The organism is Micromonospora sp. A3M-1-15, from assembly GCF_024213425.1.
GTDB lineage: Bacteria > Actinomycetota > Actinomycetes > Mycobacteriales > Micromonosporaceae > Micromonospora > Micromonospora chersina.
Genome location: NZ_JANAVK010000003.1, coordinates 84,799 through 106,928, shown reverse-complemented (window position 1 = coordinate 106,928; position 22,130 = coordinate 84,799). Strand labels below are relative to the sequence as shown.

Below are 22,130 nucleotides of genomic sequence, written 5' to 3'. Positions count from 1 at the left end.
GATTGTAGGGGGAACAATGGCGGGATGACCATGCCCCGCCGCCGACCCGGCCGGCCGCGCCGCGACGACCAGCGGCCCACCCGCGACCTGGTGCTCGCCGCCGCCACCGCGCTCTTCGCCGAGCGCGGCTTCGACGCGGTCGGCCTGCGCGACGTCGCCGCCGCGGCGGGCGTCGACGTGGCCACCGTCGCCCACCACACGGGCACGAAGGCCGAGCTCTACGACGCCTGCTTCGCGCGGGTCTTCACGGCCGAGCGGGAGGTCCTCGTGGCGGCCGGCGAGCGCGCCCGGGCGGCCCTGGCGGCCGGTCGCGGCGAGGCGGTGCGGGCGCTGCACGACCTGGTCGACGTGTTCGTGGACTTCCTGGAGGACCGGCCGGAGACCACCGCGCTGTGGCTGCGCCGCTGGCTGGAGCCGCACCGGCACGCCGACCTGGACCAGCGGTACGCGGCCCCGCTCTATGCGCTGGTCGAGGAGCTGCTCGCCGCCGCGGCCGCGGGCGGGGCGCTGGTCGAGCCGGCCCCGCACGTCACCGTGCGCAGCCTGGTCTGGGCGGTGCACGGGCACGTGGTGGCCCTCGCCGCGCAGGACGGTTCCGGCGCCCGCGAGCGGCGCGAGTTCCGCAGCTTCGTGCACCGCTTCCTCGACGGGCTGTACCCGCCGGCGGCCTCTTGACGGGCCGCCGCCCGCCGGGGATTATCCAGCAGTCGTTGGATTAGGAGGCGGGCATGACGGCACGACCCAGGGTGGCGGTCATCGGCGCGGGCGCGGCCGGACTGGCCACACTCAAGGCGCTCGCCGACGCCGGCGTGCCGGCGGTCGCGTTCGAGACCGCCGACACCGTCGGCGGCCTCTGGGTGTACGGGTCGCCCGGCTCGCCGGCGTACCGGACGCTGCACCTGAACACCAGCAAGGGGCGCACCCAGTTCGCCGACCACCCCATGCCGGAGCACTGGCCCGACTACCCGGGCCACGACCGCATCGCCGGCTACTTTGCCGACTACGCCGACCGGTTCGGCCTGCGCGAGGCCCTGCGGCTGCGGCACACCGTCGAACGGGTCACCCGGACCGCCGACGGCGGCTGGACCGTGCACGCCACCGGACCCGACGGGCCGGTCCACCTCGACGTCGAGGCGGTGGTGGTGGCCAACGGGCACAACCGGGTGCCGAAGTGGCCCGACCCGTACCCGGGCGAATGCGCCGCCGAGCAGCTGCACAGCCACGACTACCGGGGCCCGGAGCAGCTCGCCGGCCGGCGGGTGCTGGTGGTCGGGGGCGGCAACTCCGCCATGGACATCGCCGTCGACGCCTCGTACGCCGCCACGCGCACGCTGCTGTCGCTGCGCCGCGGAGTCTGGGTGGTGCCCAAGTACCTGCTCGGCCGCCCCTCCGACACCCTCAACGGGGCGCTCGCCCGCCGGCTGCCCTGGCGGCTGCGGCAGCGGATCAGCCAGACCATGCTCACCGCCACCGTCGGCCCACCCGCCCGGTACGGGCTGCCCACCCCCGCCCACGGCTTCCTCCAGGACCACCCCACCCTCTCCGACGGGCTGCTGTCCCGGCTCACCCACGGCGACATCCAGGCCCGTCCCGGCATCGCCCGGTTCGCCGGCGACCGGGTCGAGTTCACCGACGGCCGCTCCGACGAGGTGGACCTGGTGATCTGGTGCACCGGCTACCGGGTGGAGATCCCCTTCCTCGACCCCGAACTGCTCGGCGACGGCGCCGACCGGCTGCCGCTGTACCGGCACGTGTTCCACCTGGACGCCCCGGGCCTGGCCTTCGTCGGGCTGATGCAGTCCACGGGGGCGGCGTTCCCGCTGGTCGAGGCCCAGGCCCGGCTGGTCGCCGGGTGGCTCGCCGGCACCTGGTCACCGCCGGACCGGGCCCGCCAGGAGGCCGCCTGCCGGGCCGAGCTGCGCGCCGCCACCACCCGGTGGGGGCAGCGCCGGCCGCACATGCGGGTCGACTTCGACGCGTACCTGACCGAGCTGGAGCGGGAACTGGCGGCCGGGCGGCGCCGGGCGGAGGTGCGGCGGTGAGCGGGCTGGCGGGACGGCGCGTGCTGGTCACCGGCGCGCGGGGCACCTTCGGGCGGCACCTGTGCGCCGCGCTGACCGGCGCGGGCGCCCGCGTCGTGGGGCTGGACCTGCACCCGGACGAGGACGGCCCGGTGCCGGTGCTCGGCTGCGACCTGACCGACCCGGCCGCCGTGCCGGCCGCGGTGGCCGCCGCCGTGGACCGGCTCGGCGGGCTGGACCTGCTGGTCAACAACGCCGGTGTCGGCGGGCCCGCCCCCGCCGAGCTGGCTCCCGACGAGGTGGTCCGCCGGCAGCTGGAGGTCAACCTGCTCGCCGCCTGGCGGACCACGGCGGCGGCGCTGCCCGCCCTGGAGGCGGCGCGCGGCCGGGTGGTCTTCGTGGCCAGCCGGATGGCCGTGCTGCCACTGCCCCTCGCGGCCGCGTACGGGGTGAGCAAGCGGGCCGTCGTCGCGTACGCCGACGCGCTGCGCCACGAGGTGGGCACCCACGTCGGGGTCAGCGTCGTCTACCCGAGCATGGTCGCCTCCCCGATCCACGACAGCACCGCCGAGGCCGGGCTGTCGCTGAGCGGGGTGTCCCGGCTGGAATCCGTCGAGGGGGTCGTCGCCGCGATCCTGCGTGCCGCCACCGCCCGCCGGGCGCCCCGGGACGTGGCCACCACCGCACGGGGGCGGCTGGAGCTGTTCCTGGCCCGGCACGCGCCGGCGCTGGCCGACCGGCTGGTGCGCCGTACCGTCGCGGGGCGGTTGGCCGCCGGGGACCTGGACGCCGCGCCGCTGGCCGCCGGCATGGTGCGGCGGCACCGGGAGGGCCGCCGGTAGGGTGCCGCCATGCCTGTCTCCCCCTACATCGCCCGGATGCGCCGGCACATCGGATCCGACCTGCTGATGCTCTACGGCGTCAGCGGCGTGGTGACCGACGAGGCCGGGCGGGTGCTGCTGGCCCGCCGCGGCGACAACGGCCGCTGGTCGGTGCCGGCCGGCACGGTCGACCCGGGCGAGCAGCCCGCCGACGCGCTGGTCCGCGAGGTCCGCGAGGAGACCGGCATCGAGGTCGAGATCGAGCGGATCGGCGGGGTGGCCACCCACCCGGTCGTCTACCCCAACGGGGACACCTGCGAGTTCCTCAACGTCTGGTTCCGCTGCCGGGCCGTCGGCGGCACCGCCACCGCCGACGGCGACGAGTCCCTCGCGGTCGCCTGGTTCGCCCCCGACGAACTGCCCGACCTGGACGACTGGTCGCACCTGCGGATCGCCACCGCGCTGCGCGAGGACAGCGACCCCTGGTACGCGGCGCCGGGCGAACGCCACCCGGCGCTCACCCGGCCCGACAACCTCTGAGCGCTGCGGGCGTACCGGTCAGGGGGTGGCCACGGCGGCCCGCGAGCGGTCCGCGGCGATGCGGACCGCGAGACCGGCCAGCACGGTGCCCATCACGTAGCGCTGGGCCCGCGCCCAGGCCGGCCGCCGGGTGAGGAACGCCGACACAGTGCCGGCGGTGAGCACGATGAGCCCGTTCACGGTCAGCGCGATGCCGATCTGGGTCAGCCCCAGCAGCAGGCTCTGCACCGCCACGTGCCCGCGCGCCGGGTCGACGAACTGCGGCAGCAGCGACACGTAGAGGATGGCGATCTTCGGGTTCAGCAGGTTGGTGACCAGGCCCATGGTGAACAGCCGCCGCGGCCGGTCCGGCGGCAGCGCGGCCGGGGTGAACGCGGACCGGCCGCCCGGGCGCAGCGTCCGCCAGGCCAGCCACAGCAGGTAGGCCGCGCCGCCCAGCTTCACCGCCGTGTACAGCGGCGGGACCAGCACGAAGACCGTGGCGATGCCGGCCACCGCGGCGGCCAGGTAGACCAGGAAGCCGACGGCCACGCCGAGCAGCGACACCAGCCCGGCCCGCCGGCCCTGGGTGACCGACCGGGACACCAGGTAGACCATGTTCGGGCCGGGCGTGAGCACCAGACCCAACGCCACCAGGGCGATCCCCACCAGCGCGCCGACCGTGACCATGTCGCCTCCCCGCCCGTCCGTCCTGCCCGGACCCTACGCGCGCGCTCCGGCGCCGTGGGGGCGGGCTCGCCGGGCGGGGGCGTGACGGGCGACACTACCGGGATGTCGATCGTGCTCCACGCCGCCGCCACCCCCTCCGCACCCGGCCTGCTGCTGCGCCCCTGGCGCGACGACGACGCCGAGGCGCTGCTGGCCGCGTACCGGGATCCGGTCCTGCGCTCCTGGACCCGGCTCCCGGTGACCACCCGCGCCGAGGCCCGCGCGTTCCTGCGCCGCAGCCGGCAGGGCTGGGCGGCCGACCGCAGGTTCAGCTTCGCCGTGCTGGAGCCCACCGCCGAGGGGGAGCGGCTGGTGGCCAACGTGGTGCTCAAGGAGGTCACCCCCGGCCGGCCGGCCGCCGAGGTGGGCTACTGGACGGCCGCGCCGGCCCGGGGGCGCGGGGTCGCGCCGCGGGCCGTGGCGGCGGTCACCGACTGGGCGTTCGCCCGGTTCGCCGCGGGTGGCCTGACCCGCCTGGAGCTGCTGCACCAGGTGGACAACCCGGCCTCCTGCCGGGTGGCGGAGAAGAGCGGGTACGCCTTCGCGGAGGTGCTGCCGGCCCGGCCGCCGTTCCCGCGCGACGGTCACCGGCACGTCCGCCACCGGCCCTGAGCCCGGCCACCGCCACCGGCCCTGAGCCCGGCCACCGCCACCGGCCCTGAGCCGGGCCACCGTCAGCGGCCGGCCAGGAAGAGCAGGGCGGCCGCGACCAGTCCCGCCTCCACGAGGGCGACGAAGGTCCGGTCGCTGATCCGGCCGACGATCCGGCGCCCCACCCACGCGCCGGCCAGGGTGGCCGGGGTGAGCGCCGCCCCGAGCAGCAGCACCTGCCGGCCGAGCAGCCCGGCCCCGGCGTACCCGGCGGTCTTGGCCAGGTGCAGGGTGAGCGCGGCGGCCGCCTCGGTGCCCACGTACGCGGCCCGGGTCAGCCCGTAGGCCAGGAAGAACGGCGCGGTGAGCGGGCCGACCGAGCCGAGCAGCGCCGACCCGAGCCCGGAGGCCGCGCCGACCGCCACGAACGTCCGCGCGCCGGGCCGTCCCGGCGGCCGGCCGAGGCGACGCCACGCCACCACGCCCAGCAGGAACACCCCGAGCAGCCGCTTCAGGGCGGCCAGCGGCGCGTGCGCCAGCAGCAGGGCCCCGGCCAGGGCGAACGGCACCGCGCCGAGCGCGAACCGGCGGGCGAGGGCGGCGTGCAGCTCCCGCCGGTTCAGCCAGACCCGGGCGGCGTTGCTGGCGAGCTGGGTGAGGGTGAGCACGGGCACCGCGACGCGCAGCCCGAACAGCGCGGTGAAGACCGGCAGCAACAGCACGCCCCCGCCGAAACCGGTCACCGCGGACAGCGCGGCCAGCAGGAACGCCGCCGCCGAGGCGGCCAGCAGCGTGCTCAGCGCGCGGACTCCTCGACGCCCGGCCCGGCCGCCGGCGCCGGGCCGAGCAGGCGCAGCAGCAGCCGCGGCTCGCCCGGCCAGGCGTCGAGCAGCACCTGCCGGGGCACCTGCCGGCCGGCGTAGCGCAGCGCGAGCGCGACCACCACGATGTCGTCGAGCGGGCCGATGACCGGCAGGAACTCCGGGATCAGGTCGATGGGGCTGGCCAGCCAGAGCCCGGCGAACACGATCGCGACCTTGGCCCGGCGCGGCACCCGGGGGTCGCGGCGCAGCCGGCGCACGGTGGTCAGGCAGTCCGGGATGAAGGCGGCCAGATCGCGCAGGATGCCCGGCGGCAGCCGCCGGGCCAGCAGCACCAGCAGCGCCCAGCTGGCCAGCAGGCAGGCCACCGCGACGCCGAGGCCGATGAGCCAGTCACGCACGCCGGTGGTCCCTCCCGCCCGGGGGTACGGGCCGCCCGCCGGCCCACCAGGAATGTACGCCGCGCCGCCGCCGGCCGCCGGACGGGAACAGCCCGGTCCCGGCCGGCGCTGAACCGGGTCGGTGACCCCGCGGATACGGTGAAGACGGGAGGTGACGGCGGTGACGACAGGCTGGGAGGCCGCGGTCGAGGCGCAGATCCGCTCGGCCCAGGAGCGCGGCGAGTTCGACAACCTGCCGGGTGCCGGGAAGCCGATCCCCGGGCGGGGCCTGCCGTATGACGAGGGCTGGTGGATCCGCAGCTTCCTGGAGCGCGAACAGATTCGGTGACCTGCTCCTGCCCACCCCGCTGCAACTGCGCCGCCGCATCGAGAAGCTCCCCGACGAGGTGCGCGACCTGCCCACCGAGGAATCGGTACGGGCGTACGTGGCCGCCCTCAACAGCGAGGTGGTGGCCTGGTTGCGCACACCCACCGGGCCGCGCGTGGTGGTCCGGCCGGTCAACGCCGACGACGTGGTCCGCGACTGGCGGGCCGCCCGAGGGCGGGCCGCGGCCGAGCGGGTGGCGGCCCAGCCCGCGCCCGTCTCCATTCCCGCCCGACCGCGCCGCCGGTGGTGGCCCTGGCGGCGCCGCTGATCGGCCGTCGTCGGGGAACCACCACCCCCGAGCCGGTGGTTCCCCGACGACGGCTGCTCAGGCCGGCCCGGCGCCGGGCCGCGGCGCCCGGGTGGCCGGCAGCAGCAGGGCCGGGAGCACCCCCAGCAGCGTGAACCCGAGCACCCACCAGAAGGTCGCCCCGAACGCGGCCGCCCGCCCGGCCGGCGCGGCGAGCTGCCGCTGGAGCACGACCGCCAGCACCGCCCCGCCGAACGCCCCGCCGAGCTGCTGGAAGATCCGGATGGCGCTGGTCGCCCGCGGGATCGCCGCCGGCGGCAGTCCCCGGTACGGGCTGGCCAGCACCGGCACCACGGTGGCACCCATGCCGGCGCCGGTGACGAGCAGCGCGGCGGCGAGCAGTGGCTGCGCGGTGTCGGCCGCCACCCGGGTGTACGTGAGCGTGCCGGCAGCGGCCACCACGAGGCCGACCAGCACGATCGGCCGGGGGCCGATCCGGTCGGTGAGTCGCCCGGCGGCCACCAGCCCGATCGCCATGCCCACGCCCTGCGGGGCCAGCAGCAGCCCGGCCGCCAGCGCGGACGCGCCCCGCACCTGCTGCTGGTAGAGCGGCAGCAGGATGATCGCCCCGAACAGGGCGACGCCGGAGAGGAACACCACCGCCGCGCAGGCCGCGAACGTGCGGTCGGCCAGCAGCCGCAGGTCGATCAGCGGCTCCCGCCGGGTCCGCAGCGCGTGCCCGGCGAAGCCGGCCAGCAGCGCGCCGCCGAGACCCACCGCGACCAACACCCCCGGGGCGTCGAACCGGCCGTGCCGGCCGGCCTCGGCCAGGCCGTAGACCACGGCGGCGGAACCGGGCGGGAGCAACGCCAGCCCGGTCAGGTCCAGCGGGGCGGCGGTCGCCGGCCGGTCGTCGGGCACCACCCGGCGGGCCAGGAGCAGCCCGGCCAGGCCGACCGGCAGGTTGACGAAGAAGATCCACCGCCAGCCCACGTCGTCGACGATCAGGCCGCCGAGCACCGGCCCGAGGACCGGGCCGAGTATGGCGGGGACGCCGATGGCGGCCATCACCCGGCCGAGCCGGTCGGGGCCTGCGGCGCGGGCCAGGATGGTCTGCGCCAGAGGTACGAGCATCCCGCCGCCCGCGCCCTGGACGACCCGGAACGCGATCAGGCTGCCGGCGGACCAGGCCAGCCCGGACAGCAGGGAGCCCAGCAGGAACCCGGCGAGGCTCAGCGTCCAGAGCGTACGGGTGCCGAACCGGTCGGCGGCCCAGCCGGTCAGCGGAATCATCGCGGTCATCGCCAGCAGGTAGCCGGTGCCGACCCACTGCACGGTGGACAGGGTCGCGTCGAACTCCCGCAGCAGCGTGTGGACGGCGACGTTCGTCATGGTGGCGTCGAGCTGCACGGCGAGCGCGCCGAGCATGATGACGCTGACCAGCCGGCGCAGCGCCGGGGAGACCCCGGGTGCCGGCGCGGGCGGCTCGATGGTCCGGTCCATTCCGGCCTCCTCGATTCTGCGGTAAATGCTTACTGCGGAGACTCGGGCTCCGCAGGCTGCCACCGGTGTGCTGGTTCAGCGGCCGGGAACCGGCCCGGTCATCCCGTCGAGCAACTGCCCGACCACCCGGTCCCGCAGCTGCGGAGTGCCGGCCCCGACGGCGAACGGGGGAGCGAAGACCTGCAACGCCACGAGCGCTCCCATCGCGGTCGCGTACGCCACCTCGAACGGGCAGTCGGCGCGGAAGGCGCCCTCGGACTGGCCGCGCTCGTACAGGTCGCGGATCGCCCCGGGGAGCTGGTCGGCGGTGGGCAGGGACAGCGCGCCGGACCCGCTCAGCGACTCGTGCAGCATCAGCGCGAGCAGTCGGGGGCGGGCCCGCAGGATGTCGTAGAAGCCGGTGAAGGCGGCGCGCATCCCCGCGTACGGGTCGAGGGTGGCGGCCCGGTCGAGCACCGGCGCCCAGGCGGCGGCCAGCCCCGCCCGCTGCTCGTCGATGACGGCCGCGTAGAGCCCTTCCTTGCTGCCGAAGTGGTGGTAGATCATGCGCTCGTTGACTCCGGCGCGCCGGACCACCGCCTGCACGCGGGTGCCGTGCAGGCCGGTGCGGGCGAACTCCTCCGCCGCGGCGTCGAGCAGGGCGGCCCGGCTGTCACTCATGCAGTAAGTATTTACCGGGTCCGCCCGTGCGGGCAACCCCGGCCCTGTCCGGCGTCACTCGTCCGCTGGATCGGGCCGGCAGTCGAGGTAGGCGTCCAGCGCCGCGGCGCCGGTCAGCATGGCTCGACTGCGGGCCGCGAGACGGGCGTGCCAGTCGCGCAGCGTCGATTCGAGGGGTGCGACGCCCCCGGCCGAGCGGACCTGGGCGATCAGCGGGGCGATCTGCTCCAGCAGGTGGCCGCCCCGCCTGAGCTGGTGGACCAGCAGGGTGTCGCGGACATCGGCGGCGCTGTAGACCCGGTAGCCCGTCCGCGGGTCGCGTCGCGGCTGGACCACGCCGGCGCGTTCCCACTTGCGCAGGGTGGCCGGGCGGATGCCCAACCTTCTCGAGAGCGGGCCCACGAACGTGTCACCGCGTTCCGGCGGCACGGGCTCCAGGTCGCGCAGCGCGGCCTCGACGGCCTGGAGGGTGCGGCGGTCGTCGAGAAGCTGGGCGTGGCTCTCGTCGATGAGCCGAAGGGCTGCCCCGGTCGCGTCCCGGTTGACCGCCCGCATGATCGACGTGGCCGTCCCGTGGCCGTGGCCGGGCACGAGGGCCAGGAACGCGTTCAGCGCGCTCGCGTGCAGCGGCGTGTAGGTGCGGTAGCCGTGGGGGGTGCGTTCCGCCTCCGGAAGGACCCCGGCCGCCTCGTAGTTCCTGATCGCCTGCGTGGACAGACCGTGCCGGCGTGCCAGGTCGACCGGCCTCAGCCGACCATCGTGTTGAGGGTTCTGCCGCACGTCCCTGCCTCGATTCACGCAGAAGTCTCAACCGACGGTTCAACGATAGCGTTGAGGGCATGACTGCTGGTATCACCGACACCGCCCATGCCGTCGACGCCGCTGTCGTCATGGGGCTGCTCCCGGCCCGACCGCGGCTGCTCGCCCTGGGCGAGCCGACCCACGGCGAGGAGGTTCTCCTCGACCTGCGCAACGATCTCTTCCGGCAACTCGTCGAGCGCGAGGGCTACCGGACGATCGCCATCGAGAGCGACTGCCTGATGGGACTGGTGGTGGACGACCACGTCACGTCGGGCGCGGGCGACCTCGACGAGGTCATGGAGCGCGGCTTCAGCCACGAGTGGGGCGCCTTCCCGGGCAACCGCGAACTGGTGCGCTGGATGCGGGCGTACAACGAGGGCCGGCCCGCGTCCGAGCGGGTGCGGTTCGCCGGTTTCGACGGCCCGCTGGAGATCACCGCCGCCGCGAGCCCCCGGCAGGCCCTCACCGCTCTGCACGGCTACCTCGCGGCCCGGGTCGACGACGGCCTGCTTCCCTGCACCGCGGAGACACTCGACCGCCTGCTCGGCGCCGACGACCGGTGGACCGAACCGGCGGCGATGATGGACCCGACCCGGTCGGTGGGCCGGACGCCCGAGGCCAGGGAACTGCGGCTGGTCGCCGACGACCTGGTGGCCCTGCTCGACGCGCAGACGCCACACCTGATCGCGACGTCCACACCCGAGGAGTGGGACCGGGCGCGCCTGTACGGGCGCACCGCCGCCGGCCTGCTGCGCTACCACCATTCGATGGCCGACACGTCACCCAGCCGGATCCCGCGGCTGCTCGGCGTGCGGGACTCCATGATGGCCGCCAACCTGCTCGCCCTCGCCGAACGGGGTCCGACACTTGTGCACGCCCACAACAGCCACCTGCAGCGGCCGAAGAGCACCATGCGGTTGGGTGACCTGCCGGTGGAGTGGTGGAGCGCCGGCGCGCTCGTCAGCCCTCACCTGGGCGAGGGGTACGCCTTCCTGGCCACGGCCCTCGGCACGATCCGCCACCACGGCGTGGAGACCCCACCCCCGGACACCCTCGAAGGGCACCTGTACGCGCTCCCGCGGGACCGCTACGTCGTCGACCCCCGCCGACTGGCCACGGTCCTCGGCGAGGCGGCGCCCGCTCCGCGCGTGTCCCCCTGGTTCGGCTACGCCCCGCTCGACCCGGGGCACCTGGCCGACATCGAGGGCCTCGTGTTCGTGAAGGACGCCGTGCGCAGCTAGGTGTCTCGGGACGAGGCACGGACAGCACGACCGGCCACCGTCCGCTGGCATGGCCATTCCCGTCAGCCAGCGGACGGTGGACGTCGGACGACAGGCCGGCGAAATCAGCTGGTGGGCTTGCCGAACCAGCGGGAGAGCTGGTCGTCCAGGTCCCGCTGATCGTCGCCGATCCAGGCGACGTGGCCGTCGGGGCGTAGCAGGACGCACGGAGCGTCCAGTGCCGCGGTGGGATCCGCGAGGTGATCGACCCGGTCGGACCAGCCGCCGTTGGTCAGGCGTTCGGTGCGGTCCAGCAGCAGGCCGCGGCCGCGATGCAGCAGACCGTAGAGGTGGCCCTGTTTCAGGTCGATGTCGGGAAGCCGGCGGCCGAGCAGGTCGGGGCCGTCGCCGAAGTCGTAGCGGATGCCGATCGCGCTGATCTTCTCGAGCAGATGGCGGTTCACCTCCTCGAAGTCCATCAGTTCGGTGAGCAGCCTGCGCACGGCCCGCGGGCCCGCTCCGGTGGACAGCAGTTCCATCTGGGCGCGGGTGTTGTCCAGCACGTCCTCGGCCACCGGACGACGTTCGGCGTGGTAGGTGTCCAGCAGTGTCTCCGGCGCCCAGCCGCGGACCTGTGCGGCCAGCTTCCAGCCGAGGTTGACTGCGTCCTGGACGCCCAGGTTGAGGCCCTGCCCGCCGATGGGTGGGTGGACGTGTGCCGCGTCGCCGGCCAGCAGTACCCGCCCGACCCGGTACCGTTCGGCGACCCGGGTGGCATCGCCGAAGCGGGACAACCAGCGCGGGGAGTGCACGCCGAAATCGGTTCCGGCGACGGTGCGCAACCGTTGTTGGAAATCCTCGAGGGTGGGCGGTGCCGCGCGATCGCTGACTCCCGCGGCGGGGACCACCACGCGATAGACCCCGACGCCCGCGGGCGTGAGGCTGAAGCGCCTGTCGGTCTCGCGGAGTTCCGCCACCTTGGCGGCGATCTCCTCCCGCGGCGCGGCCGCTTCCATCTCGCCCATGAGCGTCTCGTTCCGCGAGGGCTCGCCGGGGAAGGCGACGCCGAGAAGTTTGCGCACCGTGCTGCGCCCTCCGTCACAGCCGACGAGGTAGCGCGACCGCAGCCGTTCCCCGTCGGCCAGCTCGACGGTCACACCGTCGTCGTCCTGCTCGACGCCGACCACCGCGCAGCCGTGACGGACCTGTGCACCCAGTTCGATCGCATGGTCTTCGAGCAGGCGAACGATGACCGGCTGCGGGATGCCCAGCAGGTAGGCGTACGGGGAATCCAGGCCCTCGGGCGCGGGCTTGTCGATGGCGGCGAAGTAGGCGCCGGCCGGACGCCGTCTGCCGCGTTCGAGAATGCGCTCCAGCAGCCCGCGCATCGCCATCAGCTCGATGCTGCGGATGTGCAGGCCGACTATGCGGACGAACGACGCGGGCTCGGTCTCCTTCTCCAGGACGAGTACCCGCACGTCGTGCAGCCGCAGCTCGGCGGCCAGCATGGCGCCGGTCGGCCCGCACCCGGCGATGATCACGTCGAACACGAGGGGGACGTCGCGCCCGGCCGTGTCGTCCGACGGCGGCTCGGCGGTGACGTGCAAAGAGTTCATAGGTGTTGCCCTTCGGGAGTGCCTTGGTGGCGAGGCGCTCCCGGCGACACCTACGTCAATCGCCCGGCCGTGACGGGTAGGGGGAGCACCCACATCGATACAGCGTTCATGGGTCTCACCTCCTCGGGCGGTGTCACGGGCACCTGCAAGCTACAAGCCGCGCATCATCCCGTCCAGCCCTTTCCGCACGCAGGCCAACGTGATTAACGGATTAACGGTTACAGCAATCCGGCAATCGATGTGGACAAAGGGGACGAAAATCCGAAGCATCATAATGACAGTTATGTGCGCGAGCGGCGGTTGATCGCCCTGCGGTTCGTCCGGCTCACTGGCCCAGGCGGCAGTGCGGGAGCGAGTTGGACGGTGCCCGAGGGGCCCGGGCGTCGTTGTCGGCCAGCGCGACGTCGAGGAACGCGCCGACTCCGGCCTGGGTGGCGTCGGCCAGCCGGGCGATGAGCAGCAGGCGTCGCCGCAGCGCCTCGGGCTCGCCGGCCTCGGGCACTGTGGGCCGCCGGCCGGCGGGATGCAGCGACGCCCGGCGCCGCCGGGCCGTCCGGTGGGTCGGGTCCTCGTCGTCGAGCTGGGCCGCCAGCAGCGGCCAGACATCCTGGCCGTCCGGGTCGAGTTCCTCGATGAGCAGCCCGGCGGTGTCGCCGAGGACGTGATACGCCCACGGGTGGGGCAGCCGGGACAGCCGGTCGACCGCGGCGTCGACGCCCGCCAGGTCCGACTCGTCGGCCGCCCGCACCCCGGCCACGACCGCGTTCCACAGTTCCTGCTCCGCCGGGGTCGGCGGGTGCCACATCGCCATCTGCGCTCCGCTTCTGACCTGCGAGGGATCAGGCATCGAGAGTTTCGGGTCCGGGGTGGCCGGCACGGGCCCGTAGGAGGGCGAGACCCGTGCCGGCCGCGGTGATCACCCCAATCACCGCCTTCGCGTCACCGTGGGCGGCCGCCCACGGTGACGTCGTCTCCGAGGTGGGCGGCCCGGTCCGGGTACGCCCGCCAATGTGAGTCAAGTATGCGACGTATTTACCTGGTTATGACGATTTGAACGTTCGTGTCGCACGTGTTCACGTCCTCACCGGGGTTGGTTGGCGTTCCGTCGTGGCGGGACGTGCCCCGGGAAGCCGAGCGGCGGTGCGCCCAGGCCAGGGCAGCAGCCGGGGTGGCCGCCGGGCGCTGAGATCCTCGATCCAGCCGAGGGCGAGCACCAGACCGACGATCAGTACGAGGGCCACCGCCAGGTAGCCGACCTGGCCGACCCGCCAGACACCGATCAGATCGCCCACGGCGAAGCAGACCGCGATGGCGGCGTTGTGCCAGAGGTAGATGGTCAGCGCGCGGCTGTTGAGCGCGGTGACCAGCCGGTCCAGCGGTCTGATGCGGGCCAGCCAGCCCATCGGCGGCGCGACGCGCAGCAGCACCAGCACGAACCCGAGCGACCAGAACGCCTGCGCCACCGGGATGTCGTTGAGGTCGCGGCCCGCGTCCGGGTGGGTCACCAGCCAGCCGACCGCGACCCCCAGGCAGAGCGCCGCCAGGCCCAGAAGCGCCGGCAGCGAGAGCCGCCGCAACCGGCGGTCCTGGTGCGCGAAGCCCACCAGCCAGCAGGCGGTGAACATGGCCAGGTCGGTCAGCACCGACTCCACCGGCCCGTCGAACCCGGGCGCCGCGGTCTGCAGCAGCACCACGCCGGCCAGCGGCACGAGCACCGACCACACCGGCCACCGCCGGTGCAGCGCCAGCATCGCGGGGGAGAGCAGCACCAGCCAGAGGTACGTCACCAGGTACCAGAGCACCCCGGTCACGTCCGCGGCCCACGCGTTGCCGGGCGGCTGCACCAGCGGCACCGCCCAGCTCAGCAGCGCCGGCCAGGCGGGCCGGTCGGACCAGCCGTGCCAGAGCATCAGCGGCACCAGCACGAGGCCGAGGGCCCACAGCCCGGGGAGGAGGCGGCGCAGCCGGCCGCTGACCGCGCGCTCCGGTTGACGGTCCAGTGAGCGGGCCATCAGCGCGCCACCGAGGGCGAACATCACCCCCATGGCGGGGAAGGCGAGGCTCAGCCAGGCGGCGCCGAACATGTGGTACGCGATGACCCGGCCCAGCGCGAGCGCCCGCAACGTGTCGAACCAGCGGTCACGACCCGGCGGCGTACCGGCGCCCGGCGCGACGGGCGTCCCCTCGACCGGCTCGCCGGCCCGTTTCACCCGGCGCCAGCCCAGCCGGGCGCCGGTCAGCGCGGTCACCATGGAGCGGGCCAGCACCAGATACATCAGCTGGCGGTAGGCGAACTGCTGGATCGGCAGGGCGAGCAGCGGACGCAGCGGCTCCCGGTCGAGTTTGAAGGCCACCGCCGCGGTGAGCAGTTGCACGGCCAGCATGACCAGCCAGGCCACCGCCGTCTTGGTGGTGTCCAGGAAGAACAGCCCGTAGACCGCCAGCAGGTCCAGCACCGGCCCGAGCAGGGGGAGCAGCACGCCGAACAGGGCGAGCATGGGCAGCCCGAATCGGCCGAACCGGGCGCCGGGGCCCCGGTCGCGGACGGCGCCGCGGTGCTTCCACATCGACTGGAGGGTGCCGTAGCTCCAGCGGTAGCGCTGCCGCCACAGGTCGCCCACCGAGGCGGGGGCCTCCGTCCAGGCGCGGGCCCGGTCCTGGTACACCACCCGCCAGCCGGCCCGCAGCACCGCCATGGTGACGTCGGTGTCCTCGGCCAGGGTGTCGCCGCTCATCCCGCCGACCATGGTGAGGGCGCGGCGTCGGAAGGCGCCGATCGCGCCGGGCACCGTCGGGATGCAGCCGAGCTTCTCGTAGAACCGGCGGTCCAGGCTGAAGCCGATGACGTACTCGATGTGCTGCCACTGGCCGAGCAGGCGGTGCCGGTTGGCGACCTTGACGTTCCCGGCCACCGCGCCGATCCCCGGATCGGTGAACGGCTCGACGAGCCGGCGGATCGCGTCCGGCTCGAAGACGGTGTCCGCGTCGACGGTGACGATGATGTCGTGCGAGGCGTACAGGAGTCCGGTGTTGAGGGCTGTCGCCTTGCCGCCGTTGGGTTTGCGGATGACCCGGACGCCGAGCAGGTTGAGCGAGTCGACGAGATCGGCGGTGCCGTCGGTCGAGCCGTCGTCGACCACGATCACCTCGATCCCGGGGTGGTCGTTGGCGACCAGGGACCGGACGGTGGCGACGATGCCGGCCCGCTCGTTGTAAGCGGGCACGATGACCGAGACCGGCGCGGTCGTCACTCCCCAGGGCCAGCGCTGGGCCCGGCGGCGGCGGGCCAGCCGGCGGGCCAGCAGGAGCAGCATCACGGTGCGGGCCAGCATGAGCAGGCCGACCACCACGAAGATCAGGGCGAGGCCGCGCAGGATGCCGTCGGCCAGCCGGATCGCCCAGCAGACCGGCGCCGCCCGCCAGCGGTCGCCCGTGGACGCCGCGACGTTGCCGGCGTACGCGGGCGCGTCCGGTCGGGCGCGGTTGATCCCGGCGCTGACGGTGGTGAAGGTGTAGCCGCGGGCGCGCATCAGCGGGATGAACCGGTCCAGGGCCGCGAGGGTCTGCGACCGGTCCCCGCCGGCGTCGTGCAGCAGCACCACGGCGCCCGCGTCGCCGACCGGCGTCAGGTTCCGCACGATGGTGTCCACCCCGGGCCGCGCCCAGTCCTCGCCGTCGAGGTCGTTGACCACGGTCAGGTAGCCCTGCTCGGCGGCCCGGCGGATCACCGGCCAGTTGGCGTCGTCGACGGCGCTGGGGACCGAGGAGTACGGGAAGCGCAGCAGGCTCGTGCGGATCCCCGCGGCGTGCACGATCGCCATCTGGGTCTGCGCGTACTCCATCCGTTGCCGCCAGGCGGGCAGCAGGCTTGCGTCGGGGTGGGTGAAGGTGTGCACGCCGAGTTCGTGCCCCTCGGCCGCGGCGCGCCGGGCCAGGTCCGGGTGGCGGGCCACCTCCGACCCGATGACGAAGAAGGTGGCCGGGGTGTGGTGGCGGCGCAGGACGTCGAGGACCCGCGGGGTCCAGGTCGGGTCCGGCCCGTCGTCGAAGGTGAGGGCGATGGTGCGCGCGGGCAGGCGGTAGGTGCGGGGCTGGTCGCCGCGGGCGTCGAGCACCGGCCCGCCGTTCAGGATCTCCGTGGGCACGGTGACCTGGTCCTCGGCGTCGCGGACGTGGTCGGGGCGGAAGCTGGCGTTCGCGTACGCCTCGACCAGCAGCACGGACCCGACCACCAGGGCCAGGGACGTGACGACGAACCGGCCGGCGGCGCGCCGGCTCGGCGGGCTCATCCCACGACCCCCGGAACGAGCCAGGGCGGGGTGGGCACGGTGGTGTCCTGCGCGGGGGGTGTCGGCGTGGCGGTCGGTGTCGGGCCGTCAGGTGGTGGGATCGGCGGCGCGCTCGGGGCCGGCGTCGCGGGCGGGTCCTGCGGCCGCGCGTCCACCCGGGTCGGTTCGATCCGCCGGGGCGCCGGTCGCACGTTGCCGGCCGGCCGTTGCGCGGCGGCCGGCGCCGGAGCGTCCACGACTTCGGTCGGCTTCGGGGCCGGCCGCCGGTCCGTCGGCCCGGCCGCGGGTGCGGCGAAGGAGGGTTGGGTGGCTCCGCCGCTCGGGGCGCCGCCGACCGGGACCGGGCCGGGCAGCAGCGGCGTCGCGGGGCCGGGGAGCAGGGCGCTCCCGGCCATCGGCAGGTAGCCCAGCGAGGCCAACGCCACGAGGACGCCGGCGCGCCGGATCCGTTGCCGGCGGGTGCCGGTGGCGTCCACGAAGACCGGTCGGGCGGGCCGGGGCGGGACCGGTGTCAGGGGAGGGTGCGAGCCGCCGGGGAGCCGGTCGAACGAAATGCGCGAAGCCACTGGCTGAGGCTATTGGGGAGCTTGTGGGTGTATGTCCCGATTCGAAAGTGAGGCGAGGGGCGGTTGTTTTCACCATTCGCATATCCGGAATAGCAGGCACGGGCACCCCAAACGGAGCGCCGGGGACTTGACCGGCCAAACAGGATTAACGTCCACAATGTTCCGCGAGCCACCCCGGGTCGGGGTGGCTCGCGGCGGCGGTCGGTCAGGATTCGGTGCGGTCGTCGATCTCGGTGCCGGACTCACCGGGCCGGGCGCCGATCGCCTCCTCGGCGGCCTGCCCGCCGGTGCTCTCGTCACCCAGGGTCAGGCTGCTGCGAGGCAGCCCGGACAGCCCGGCCGGATCCCGGATCTCGCCCTGGACGCCCTGGCTGCCCTGGGCGCGGTCGTCGACCTGAGTCTCCCCGGGCCGGGCGCCGATCGCCTCCTCGGCGGCCTGCCCGCCGGTGCTCTCGTCACCCAGCGTCAGGCTGCTGCGGGGCAGCCCGGACAGCCGCGCCGGGTCCTGGGTGGGCTGGTCCGGCCAGTCGGCGGTCTCGGCGCCCGCGCCGCCGGCCGACTCCCGCCGCCCGACGCCCCGCGCGTGGTAGGCGCCGGGCACGCCGGGGTCACCCGGATCGGCCAGGCTGGTGTCGACCGGCCGGGCGTCCGGGTCGGCCAGCCCCGCCCGGCGCAACATGTCGACGAGTTCGTCGTGCGGCATGCGCTCGGTGTCCGTTATTCCGGCCCCGCGCGCGATGGACCGCAGGGTCGTCAGGTCCTGGTCTGCGAAGGTCTCGGCCATGCCGGTGCCTTCCCGGCGCCCGAGAGGAGGAAACCTGCGGTCAGGCCCGTGCGCCACCCAGTCCCAGCAGCACGGCGAGGCCGAGCGCGCTGCGCGGGGCGTACGGCACCCGCCACAGGCCGCCGTGCGCCGCCGCGTACGCCTCGTCCCGCCACGGGTGTTCCTGCGCCGGACCGCCGCCGGTGCGCAGGTCGTGCACGAGCAGCGCGGCCATCAGGGTGTTGCTGGTGGCCGGCTCGAACACCTCGATGCCGAACCGGTGCGCCCCGGCGTACGCGGCCGCGAGGGCGCGGTTGCGCAGCACCGAGCGGGTCCGGGTGGGCGGGGCCACGGTGAACGACACGGTGGCGCCGGCGTCCCGGGCCACCGCCGCCCGCCAGCGTTGCAGCCGCTTCGCCAGGGCGTAGTTCGGTCCCTGCTGCGGCACCAGGCTGTCGTTGATCCCCGGGTCCGCCCCGGGCGGGTAGTTGCGGTGCAGCAGCCGGCCGCCGGAGAGCAGCCGCAGTGCCCGGCGCGCCGGACCTCGGCCGGCGTACCCGCGTTCGGCGTGGGCGACGGCCTCGGCGGGCACGGCGTACACGTCGGTGGGGGTGGCCAGGAAGGCCAGCGCGGCGTCCGGGCGGTGCCGTCCCAGGTGGGCGGTCAGGGCGTCGACCGCGGTGGCGACCCGGACGTTTGTCGCGCCGTCGGCGTACACGTAGTTGCCGAGCACCAGGCGGCCGTCCAGGCCGCGCAGCCACCGCGCGGCCTGTGGCAGGCGGTGCAGCAGGTCGGCGCCGGCCCCGGCGGCGAGGGCCCCGTCGTCGGCGGCGGTGCCGGGCCGCACCGGCAGGTCCAGCCGGCCGCCGTACCGGTGGGCGGTGCGCAGCAGGCGGCGCCAGATCTCCGGGCGGGGCAGGTCGACCGCGACCACCGCGCCGCCCCAACGCAGCACGGACGGCAGCGGGCCCATCTCGGCGCCCGCGCCGAGCACCACGATCCGCTGGTCGCTCAGGTCCAGCCAGTCCGGGTTGGCCTGCACCGCGCGGACCGCCTCGGCGCAGCTCGGTTCGACGACGCCCGCGTCCACCCAGGCGTCGAGGCGCCGGCGCAGGTCGTCGCCGCGCAGGCGCTGTCCCCGGTACGGCAGGGACAGCTCGCGCTCCACCTCGCCGGCCCCGGTCACCGTGGCGGTCTCCAGCGGCGGCTCCCCGTCCGGCAGGGCGAACGCCTCGTCCAGCGTGACCTCGGCGCCGTCGGCCGGGACGTAGCGCATCCGGGCGTGCAGGGCGGCGAGCCCGTCCCGGGCGATCGTGAGCGCGGCCTCCCGGGAGAGCAGGCCGGCCTCGACGAGCCGGCGGAAGTGGCCCAGGTAGCCGTGCCGCCAGTCGGTCTCGTGCTCGGCCGAGCGGGCGCCGACCGGGTCCACCGCCCGCAGGGCGTCGGCCACCACCGCCCGCCCCAGCACGGTCGTGCTGCGCCGGCCGTCGCCGGTCGCGGGGAACACCACCCCGGTCGGGCCGTCCACGGCTCACCTCCTGCTCGTCCCGGCCGCCCCCGGCCGTGGGCCCACTCTGCCGCATCGGCCGCGCCGACGCCCGCCGAGGGGCCGCCCGGCGGCCCGCTCAGGTCACGTCCCGCGCACGGTTCGGTCACGACGGTCGCGCTTGCGTATCGGTCCGGCCACGGCGGGATCCGCCGCGACGCCGGTCTGCGTCAATGACCATGACCCGCCCCCAGCCCCTCGGAGGAAGCCATGGTTCACATCAGACGGTCGGCGCTTCTGCTGGTGGCGGTCGCCACCGCCATGGCGGTCAGCGCCTGCGGCTCCGGCGGCGGGGCGCGGCGCAGCGACGCAGCCCCCGGGCCGGTCCGCCCGAACGGCGGCATCCCCTGGTCCGGTGACGAGACCCGCACGTCGGACGACCCGCGCTCCACCTTCGCCGTGGACGTCGACACCGCGTCGTACGGCTACGCCCGCCGGCTCATCATGGACGGCCGCCTGCCGGAGCCCGGCAGGGTACGGCCCGAGGAGTTCGTCAACTCGTTCCGCCAGGACTACCCGCAGCCGGCCGGCGACGGCTTCGCCGTGCACGTCGACGGCGCCCGCCTGCCACGGACCCACGACGCCGGCGGCGACGAGCGGCTGCTGCGGGTCGGCCTGCAGACCCGGGCCGAGGACGAGGAGCGCCGCCCGGACGCGGCACTCACCTTCGTCATCGACGTCTCCGGGTCGATGGGCGAGCCCGGCCGGCTGGACCTGGTGCGCGACGCCCTGCACACGCTGGTGGACCAGCTGCGTCCCACCGACTCCATCGCCGTGGTCGAGTTCAGCGACAAGGCCCGGGTGGCCCGGGAGATGACGCCGGTGGCCGACGCCCGGCCGCTGCACGCGGCGATCGACTCGCTGCACACCCGGAGCAGCACGAACCTGGAGGCCGGCCTGGTGCTCGGCTACCGGGTGGCCCGGGACGGCTTCCGTCCGGGCCGGACGAACCGGGTGATCGTGCTCTCCGACGGGCTGGCGAACGTCGGCAGCACCGACGCCGAGCCGATCCTCCGCCGGGTACGCGCCGAGGCGGAGAAGCAGATCGCCCTGCTCGGCGTGGGCGTGGGCAGCGACTACGGCGACGAGCTGATGGAGCAGCTGGCCGACCGGGGCGACGGCTTCGCGGTCTACGTCAGCGAGCGGGAGCAGGCCCGCAAGGTGTTCGTGCAGCAGTTGCCGGCGACGCTGAGCGTGCGCGCGCTGGACGCCAAGGTGCAGGTGACGTTCGCGCCGCAGGCGGTGCGCTCCTACCGGCTCGTGGGCTACGACAACCGGGCGGTGGCCGACGAGGACTTCCGCGACGACCGGGTCGACGGCGGCGAGGTGGGCCCGGGGCACAGCGTCACGGCGCTGTACGCGGTCCGGCTCGCCGAGGGCGCGTCCCCGTCGGCCCGGATCGCCCAGGTGCAGGTGCGCTGGACCGACCCGGCGGCCCGTACGCCGGCCGAGACGTACGGGTCGGTGACCGTCGCCGACGTCGACGGCGCCTTCACCGAGGCGTCGCCACGGTTGCGGGCCTGCTACGCGGCGGCCTGGTTCGCCCAGACGCTGCGGGACGACCGGCCCGACGGGCAGGTCCGGCTGACCGACCTGGCCACCATCGCCGACGGGGCGGCCGCCGCCACCGAGGACGCCGAGGTGCGGGACCTCGCCCGGGTGATCCGCTCCGCCGACGAGCTGCGGTGACCGGCCGGGCCGGCGCCGGGCAGGGGAGGCGCCGGCCCGCTCCGGCCCGCTGCGGGTCAGCGGACGGCACGGCCGGCGCCGGCCCGCGGTCGGTCAGCGGCGGGCCGGCTTCGGCTCCGGCGTCGGGCGGCCGCGCTCGGGGTCGACGCCGACCTGCACGGCGAGGCCCGGGTCGACGGCGAGCAGGGGGCGCGGTCCGAACAGCGCCATCGCGGTGAGCAGCTGCTCGGTGCTCCGCTCGCGCCAGGCCGGTCGCCGCTGCGGGTCCAGCTCGGCGTGCTCCCGGCGCTGCCGGCGCAGCAGGCGGCGGGCGGCCGCGCCGGTCTCCGGCACCTCGCACAGCCACCAGCCGCCGAGGGCGGTGGCCAGGCAGCACAGCAGCAGGCCCGCCACGGAGGCCGGACCGCCGGCGTCGCGCCCCTCGACCGCGCTCTCCACGAGCCGGGTGACCCCGACCACGGCGACCGCGAACAGCGGCAGGGTGCCCAGCGCGATGCGCCGCCGCTGCGCCGGGGTGAGCAGCCAGCCGTCCCGGACGAGCCGGCCGACCAGCCGGCGCAGCGCCCGGCCGACGCCGGGGTCGGCGAGCACGGCGGCCCAGGTCTGCGGCCGGCGCAGCGCGGCGTGCAGGGCGCGGACCAGCGCGGGTGACCGGGGTGGCGGCGGGCCGTCCACCGACAGGGTGGCCAGCTCGCCGCGCCGCACCACGCCGGCGCGCTGCAGCGCGGCAATCCCCACCTGGCAGGCCAGCAGGGCCCGGTCGGTGAGGTAGGCCAGCTCGACGGGGTCCGGGGCCGCGCCCCGGGCTCTCCGGCCGGTCAGCTCGCGCGCCGCCAGCGCCACGGCGAGGGCCACGGCGACCGCCCCCAGGTAGTCGAGGAGGAAGATCGGTCCGCTGACACCCCAGAGCATGGCGACAAGTATGGCCCGGCCGTGCGGGTCGCCCGACCGCCGCGTGGC

At 75.3% G+C, this 22,130-nt stretch carries 22 protein-coding genes; 9 read left to right on the top strand and 13 right to left on the bottom strand.

What is annotated here, in order from left to right:
- The first annotated feature begins 30 nt into the window (after positions 1-30).
- From NLX85_RS15755 to NLX85_RS15740, 4 genes are read left to right on the top strand one after another with little or no spacing between them, the layout of a single operon-like run.
- Positions 31-675, top strand: coding sequence for a TetR family transcriptional regulator (locus tag NLX85_RS15755; protein ID WP_308210766.1), 645 nt, complete (start codon positions 31-33; stop codon positions 673-675).
- Between the two features lie 53 nt (positions 676-728).
- Positions 729-2,042 (top strand): NAD(P)/FAD-dependent oxidoreductase, encoded by a 1,314-nt coding sequence (locus NLX85_RS15750; RefSeq protein ID WP_254335742.1) that lies wholly within the window; start codon positions 729-731, stop codon positions 2,040-2,042.
- Positions 2,039-2,863 carry an SDR family oxidoreductase gene (locus NLX85_RS15745; RefSeq protein ID WP_254335740.1) on the top strand — a complete coding sequence of 275 codons (825 nt, stop codon included), beginning with the start codon at positions 2,039-2,041 and terminating at the stop codon, positions 2,861-2,863. Before NLX85_RS15750 ends, NLX85_RS15745 begins: the two co-directional genes overlap by 4 nt.
- A 9-nt stretch (positions 2,864-2,872) precedes the next feature.
- Complete coding sequence (locus NLX85_RS15740) at positions 2,873-3,382, top strand: NUDIX domain-containing protein (RefSeq protein WP_254335738.1); 510 nt, start codon at positions 2,873-2,875, stop codon at positions 3,380-3,382.
- 18 nt (positions 3,383-3,400) lie between these two features.
- Here the strand turns inward: NLX85_RS15740 and NLX85_RS15735 are convergent, their stop codons facing one another.
- Entirely contained in the window at positions 3,401-4,051 is a 651-nt protein-coding gene (locus NLX85_RS15735; protein ID WP_254335736.1) for a LysE family translocator, read from the bottom strand.
- A gap of 102 nt (positions 4,052-4,153) precedes the next feature.
- Here NLX85_RS15735 and NLX85_RS15730 point away from each other — a divergent pair, with 102 nt between their 5' ends.
- Positions 4,154-4,702: a GNAT family N-acetyltransferase gene (locus NLX85_RS15730; RefSeq protein WP_254335734.1), complete on the top strand. Its 549-nt coding sequence runs from the start codon at positions 4,154-4,156 to the stop codon at positions 4,700-4,702.
- 62 nt (positions 4,703-4,764) lie between these two features.
- Here NLX85_RS15730 and NLX85_RS15725 read toward each other — a convergent pair whose 3' ends face one another.
- Together NLX85_RS15725 and NLX85_RS15720 are read right to left on the bottom strand one after the other, a co-directional pair.
- Complete coding sequence (locus NLX85_RS15725; RefSeq protein ID WP_256567020.1) at positions 4,765-5,445, bottom strand: sulfite exporter TauE/SafE family protein; 681 nt, start codon at positions 5,443-5,445, stop codon at positions 4,765-4,767.
- Between the two features lie 32 nt (positions 5,446-5,477).
- Positions 5,478-5,903: a YkvA family protein gene (locus NLX85_RS15720; protein WP_148425799.1), complete on the bottom strand. Its 426-nt coding sequence runs from the start codon at positions 5,901-5,903 to the stop codon at positions 5,478-5,480.
- A 160-nt stretch (positions 5,904-6,063) separates the two neighbouring features.
- Here NLX85_RS15720 and NLX85_RS33425 point away from each other — a divergent pair, with 160 nt between their 5' ends.
- Both NLX85_RS33425 and NLX85_RS15710 read left to right on the top strand, forming a co-directional pair.
- Positions 6,064-6,231, top strand: coding sequence for a DUF1992 domain-containing protein (locus tag NLX85_RS33425; RefSeq protein WP_254335730.1), 168 nt, complete (start codon positions 6,064-6,066; stop codon positions 6,229-6,231).
- On the top strand, positions 6,179-6,538 hold the full coding sequence (locus tag NLX85_RS15710; RefSeq protein WP_254335728.1) for a hypothetical protein: 360 nt from the start codon (positions 6,179-6,181) through the stop codon (positions 6,536-6,538). The genes NLX85_RS33425 and NLX85_RS15710 overlap by 53 nt, the downstream gene beginning before the upstream one ends.
- Positions 6,539-6,595: 57 nt before the next feature.
- Here NLX85_RS15710 and NLX85_RS15705 read toward each other — a convergent pair whose 3' ends face one another.
- The 3 genes from NLX85_RS15705 to NLX85_RS15695 form a co-directional block, all read right to left on the bottom strand.
- Positions 6,596-8,020, bottom strand: a complete 1,425-nt coding sequence (locus tag NLX85_RS15705; protein ID WP_254335726.1) for a DHA2 family efflux MFS transporter permease subunit — start codon at positions 8,018-8,020, stop codon at positions 6,596-6,598.
- A 75-nt stretch (positions 8,021-8,095) separates the two neighbouring features.
- Positions 8,096-8,680, bottom strand: a complete 585-nt coding sequence (locus NLX85_RS15700; RefSeq protein WP_254335724.1) for a TetR/AcrR family transcriptional regulator — start codon at positions 8,678-8,680, stop codon at positions 8,096-8,098.
- Between the two features lie 54 nt (positions 8,681-8,734).
- Positions 8,735-9,460, bottom strand: a complete 726-nt coding sequence (locus tag NLX85_RS15695; RefSeq protein WP_254335722.1) for a TioE family transcriptional regulator — start codon at positions 9,458-9,460, stop codon at positions 8,735-8,737.
- Between the two features lie 59 nt (positions 9,461-9,519).
- On the opposite strand from NLX85_RS15695, the gene NLX85_RS15690 reads away from it, so the two are divergent.
- Entirely contained in the window at positions 9,520-10,722 is a 1,203-nt protein-coding gene (locus NLX85_RS15690) for an erythromycin esterase family protein (RefSeq protein ID WP_254335721.1), read from the top strand.
- A gap of 104 nt (positions 10,723-10,826) precedes the next feature.
- Here NLX85_RS15690 and rox read toward each other — a convergent pair whose 3' ends face one another.
- The 6 genes from rox to NLX85_RS15655 form a co-directional block, all read right to left on the bottom strand.
- Positions 10,827-12,251, bottom strand: coding sequence for a rifampin monooxygenase (gene rox / locus NLX85_RS15685; RefSeq protein WP_254335713.1), 1,425 nt, complete (start codon positions 12,249-12,251; stop codon positions 10,827-10,829).
- 391 nt (positions 12,252-12,642) lie between these two features.
- Complete coding sequence (locus NLX85_RS15680) at positions 12,643-13,128, bottom strand: hypothetical protein (protein ID WP_254335711.1); 486 nt, start codon at positions 13,126-13,128, stop codon at positions 12,643-12,645.
- 262 nt (positions 13,129-13,390) lie between these two features.
- The gene (locus tag NLX85_RS15670) at positions 13,391-16,606 is read right to left on the bottom strand and encodes a glycosyltransferase (protein ID WP_308210740.1); all 3,216 of its coding nucleotides are present in this window, start codon (positions 16,604-16,606) and stop codon (positions 13,391-13,393) included.
- Positions 16,603-17,172, bottom strand: a complete 570-nt coding sequence (locus NLX85_RS15665) for a hypothetical protein (protein WP_254335709.1) — start codon at positions 17,170-17,172, stop codon at positions 16,603-16,605. Before NLX85_RS15665 ends, NLX85_RS15670 begins: the two co-directional genes overlap by 4 nt.
- Before the next feature lie 205 nt (positions 17,173-17,377).
- Positions 17,378-17,956 carry a hypothetical protein gene (locus NLX85_RS33670; RefSeq protein WP_374628123.1) on the bottom strand — a complete coding sequence of 193 codons (579 nt, stop codon included), beginning with the start codon at positions 17,954-17,956 and terminating at the stop codon, positions 17,378-17,380.
- Positions 17,957-17,996: 40 nt separating this feature from the next.
- Positions 17,997-19,463 (bottom strand): hypothetical protein, encoded by a 1,467-nt coding sequence (locus NLX85_RS15655; RefSeq protein WP_254335707.1) that lies wholly within the window; start codon positions 19,461-19,463, stop codon positions 17,997-17,999.
- A gap of 228 nt (positions 19,464-19,691) precedes the next feature.
- Between NLX85_RS15655 and NLX85_RS15650 the strand changes: the two genes are divergently transcribed.
- The gene (locus NLX85_RS15650; protein WP_254335705.1) at positions 19,692-21,170 is read left to right on the top strand and encodes a von Willebrand factor type A domain-containing protein; all 1,479 of its coding nucleotides are present in this window, start codon (positions 19,692-19,694) and stop codon (positions 21,168-21,170) included.
- A gap of 93 nt (positions 21,171-21,263) precedes the next feature.
- Here NLX85_RS15650 and NLX85_RS15645 read toward each other — a convergent pair whose 3' ends face one another.
- Positions 21,264-22,082, bottom strand: coding sequence for a TIGR04222 domain-containing membrane protein (locus NLX85_RS15645; protein WP_254335703.1), 819 nt, complete (start codon positions 22,080-22,082; stop codon positions 21,264-21,266).
- Between the last annotated feature and the right edge of the window lie 48 nt (positions 22,083-22,130).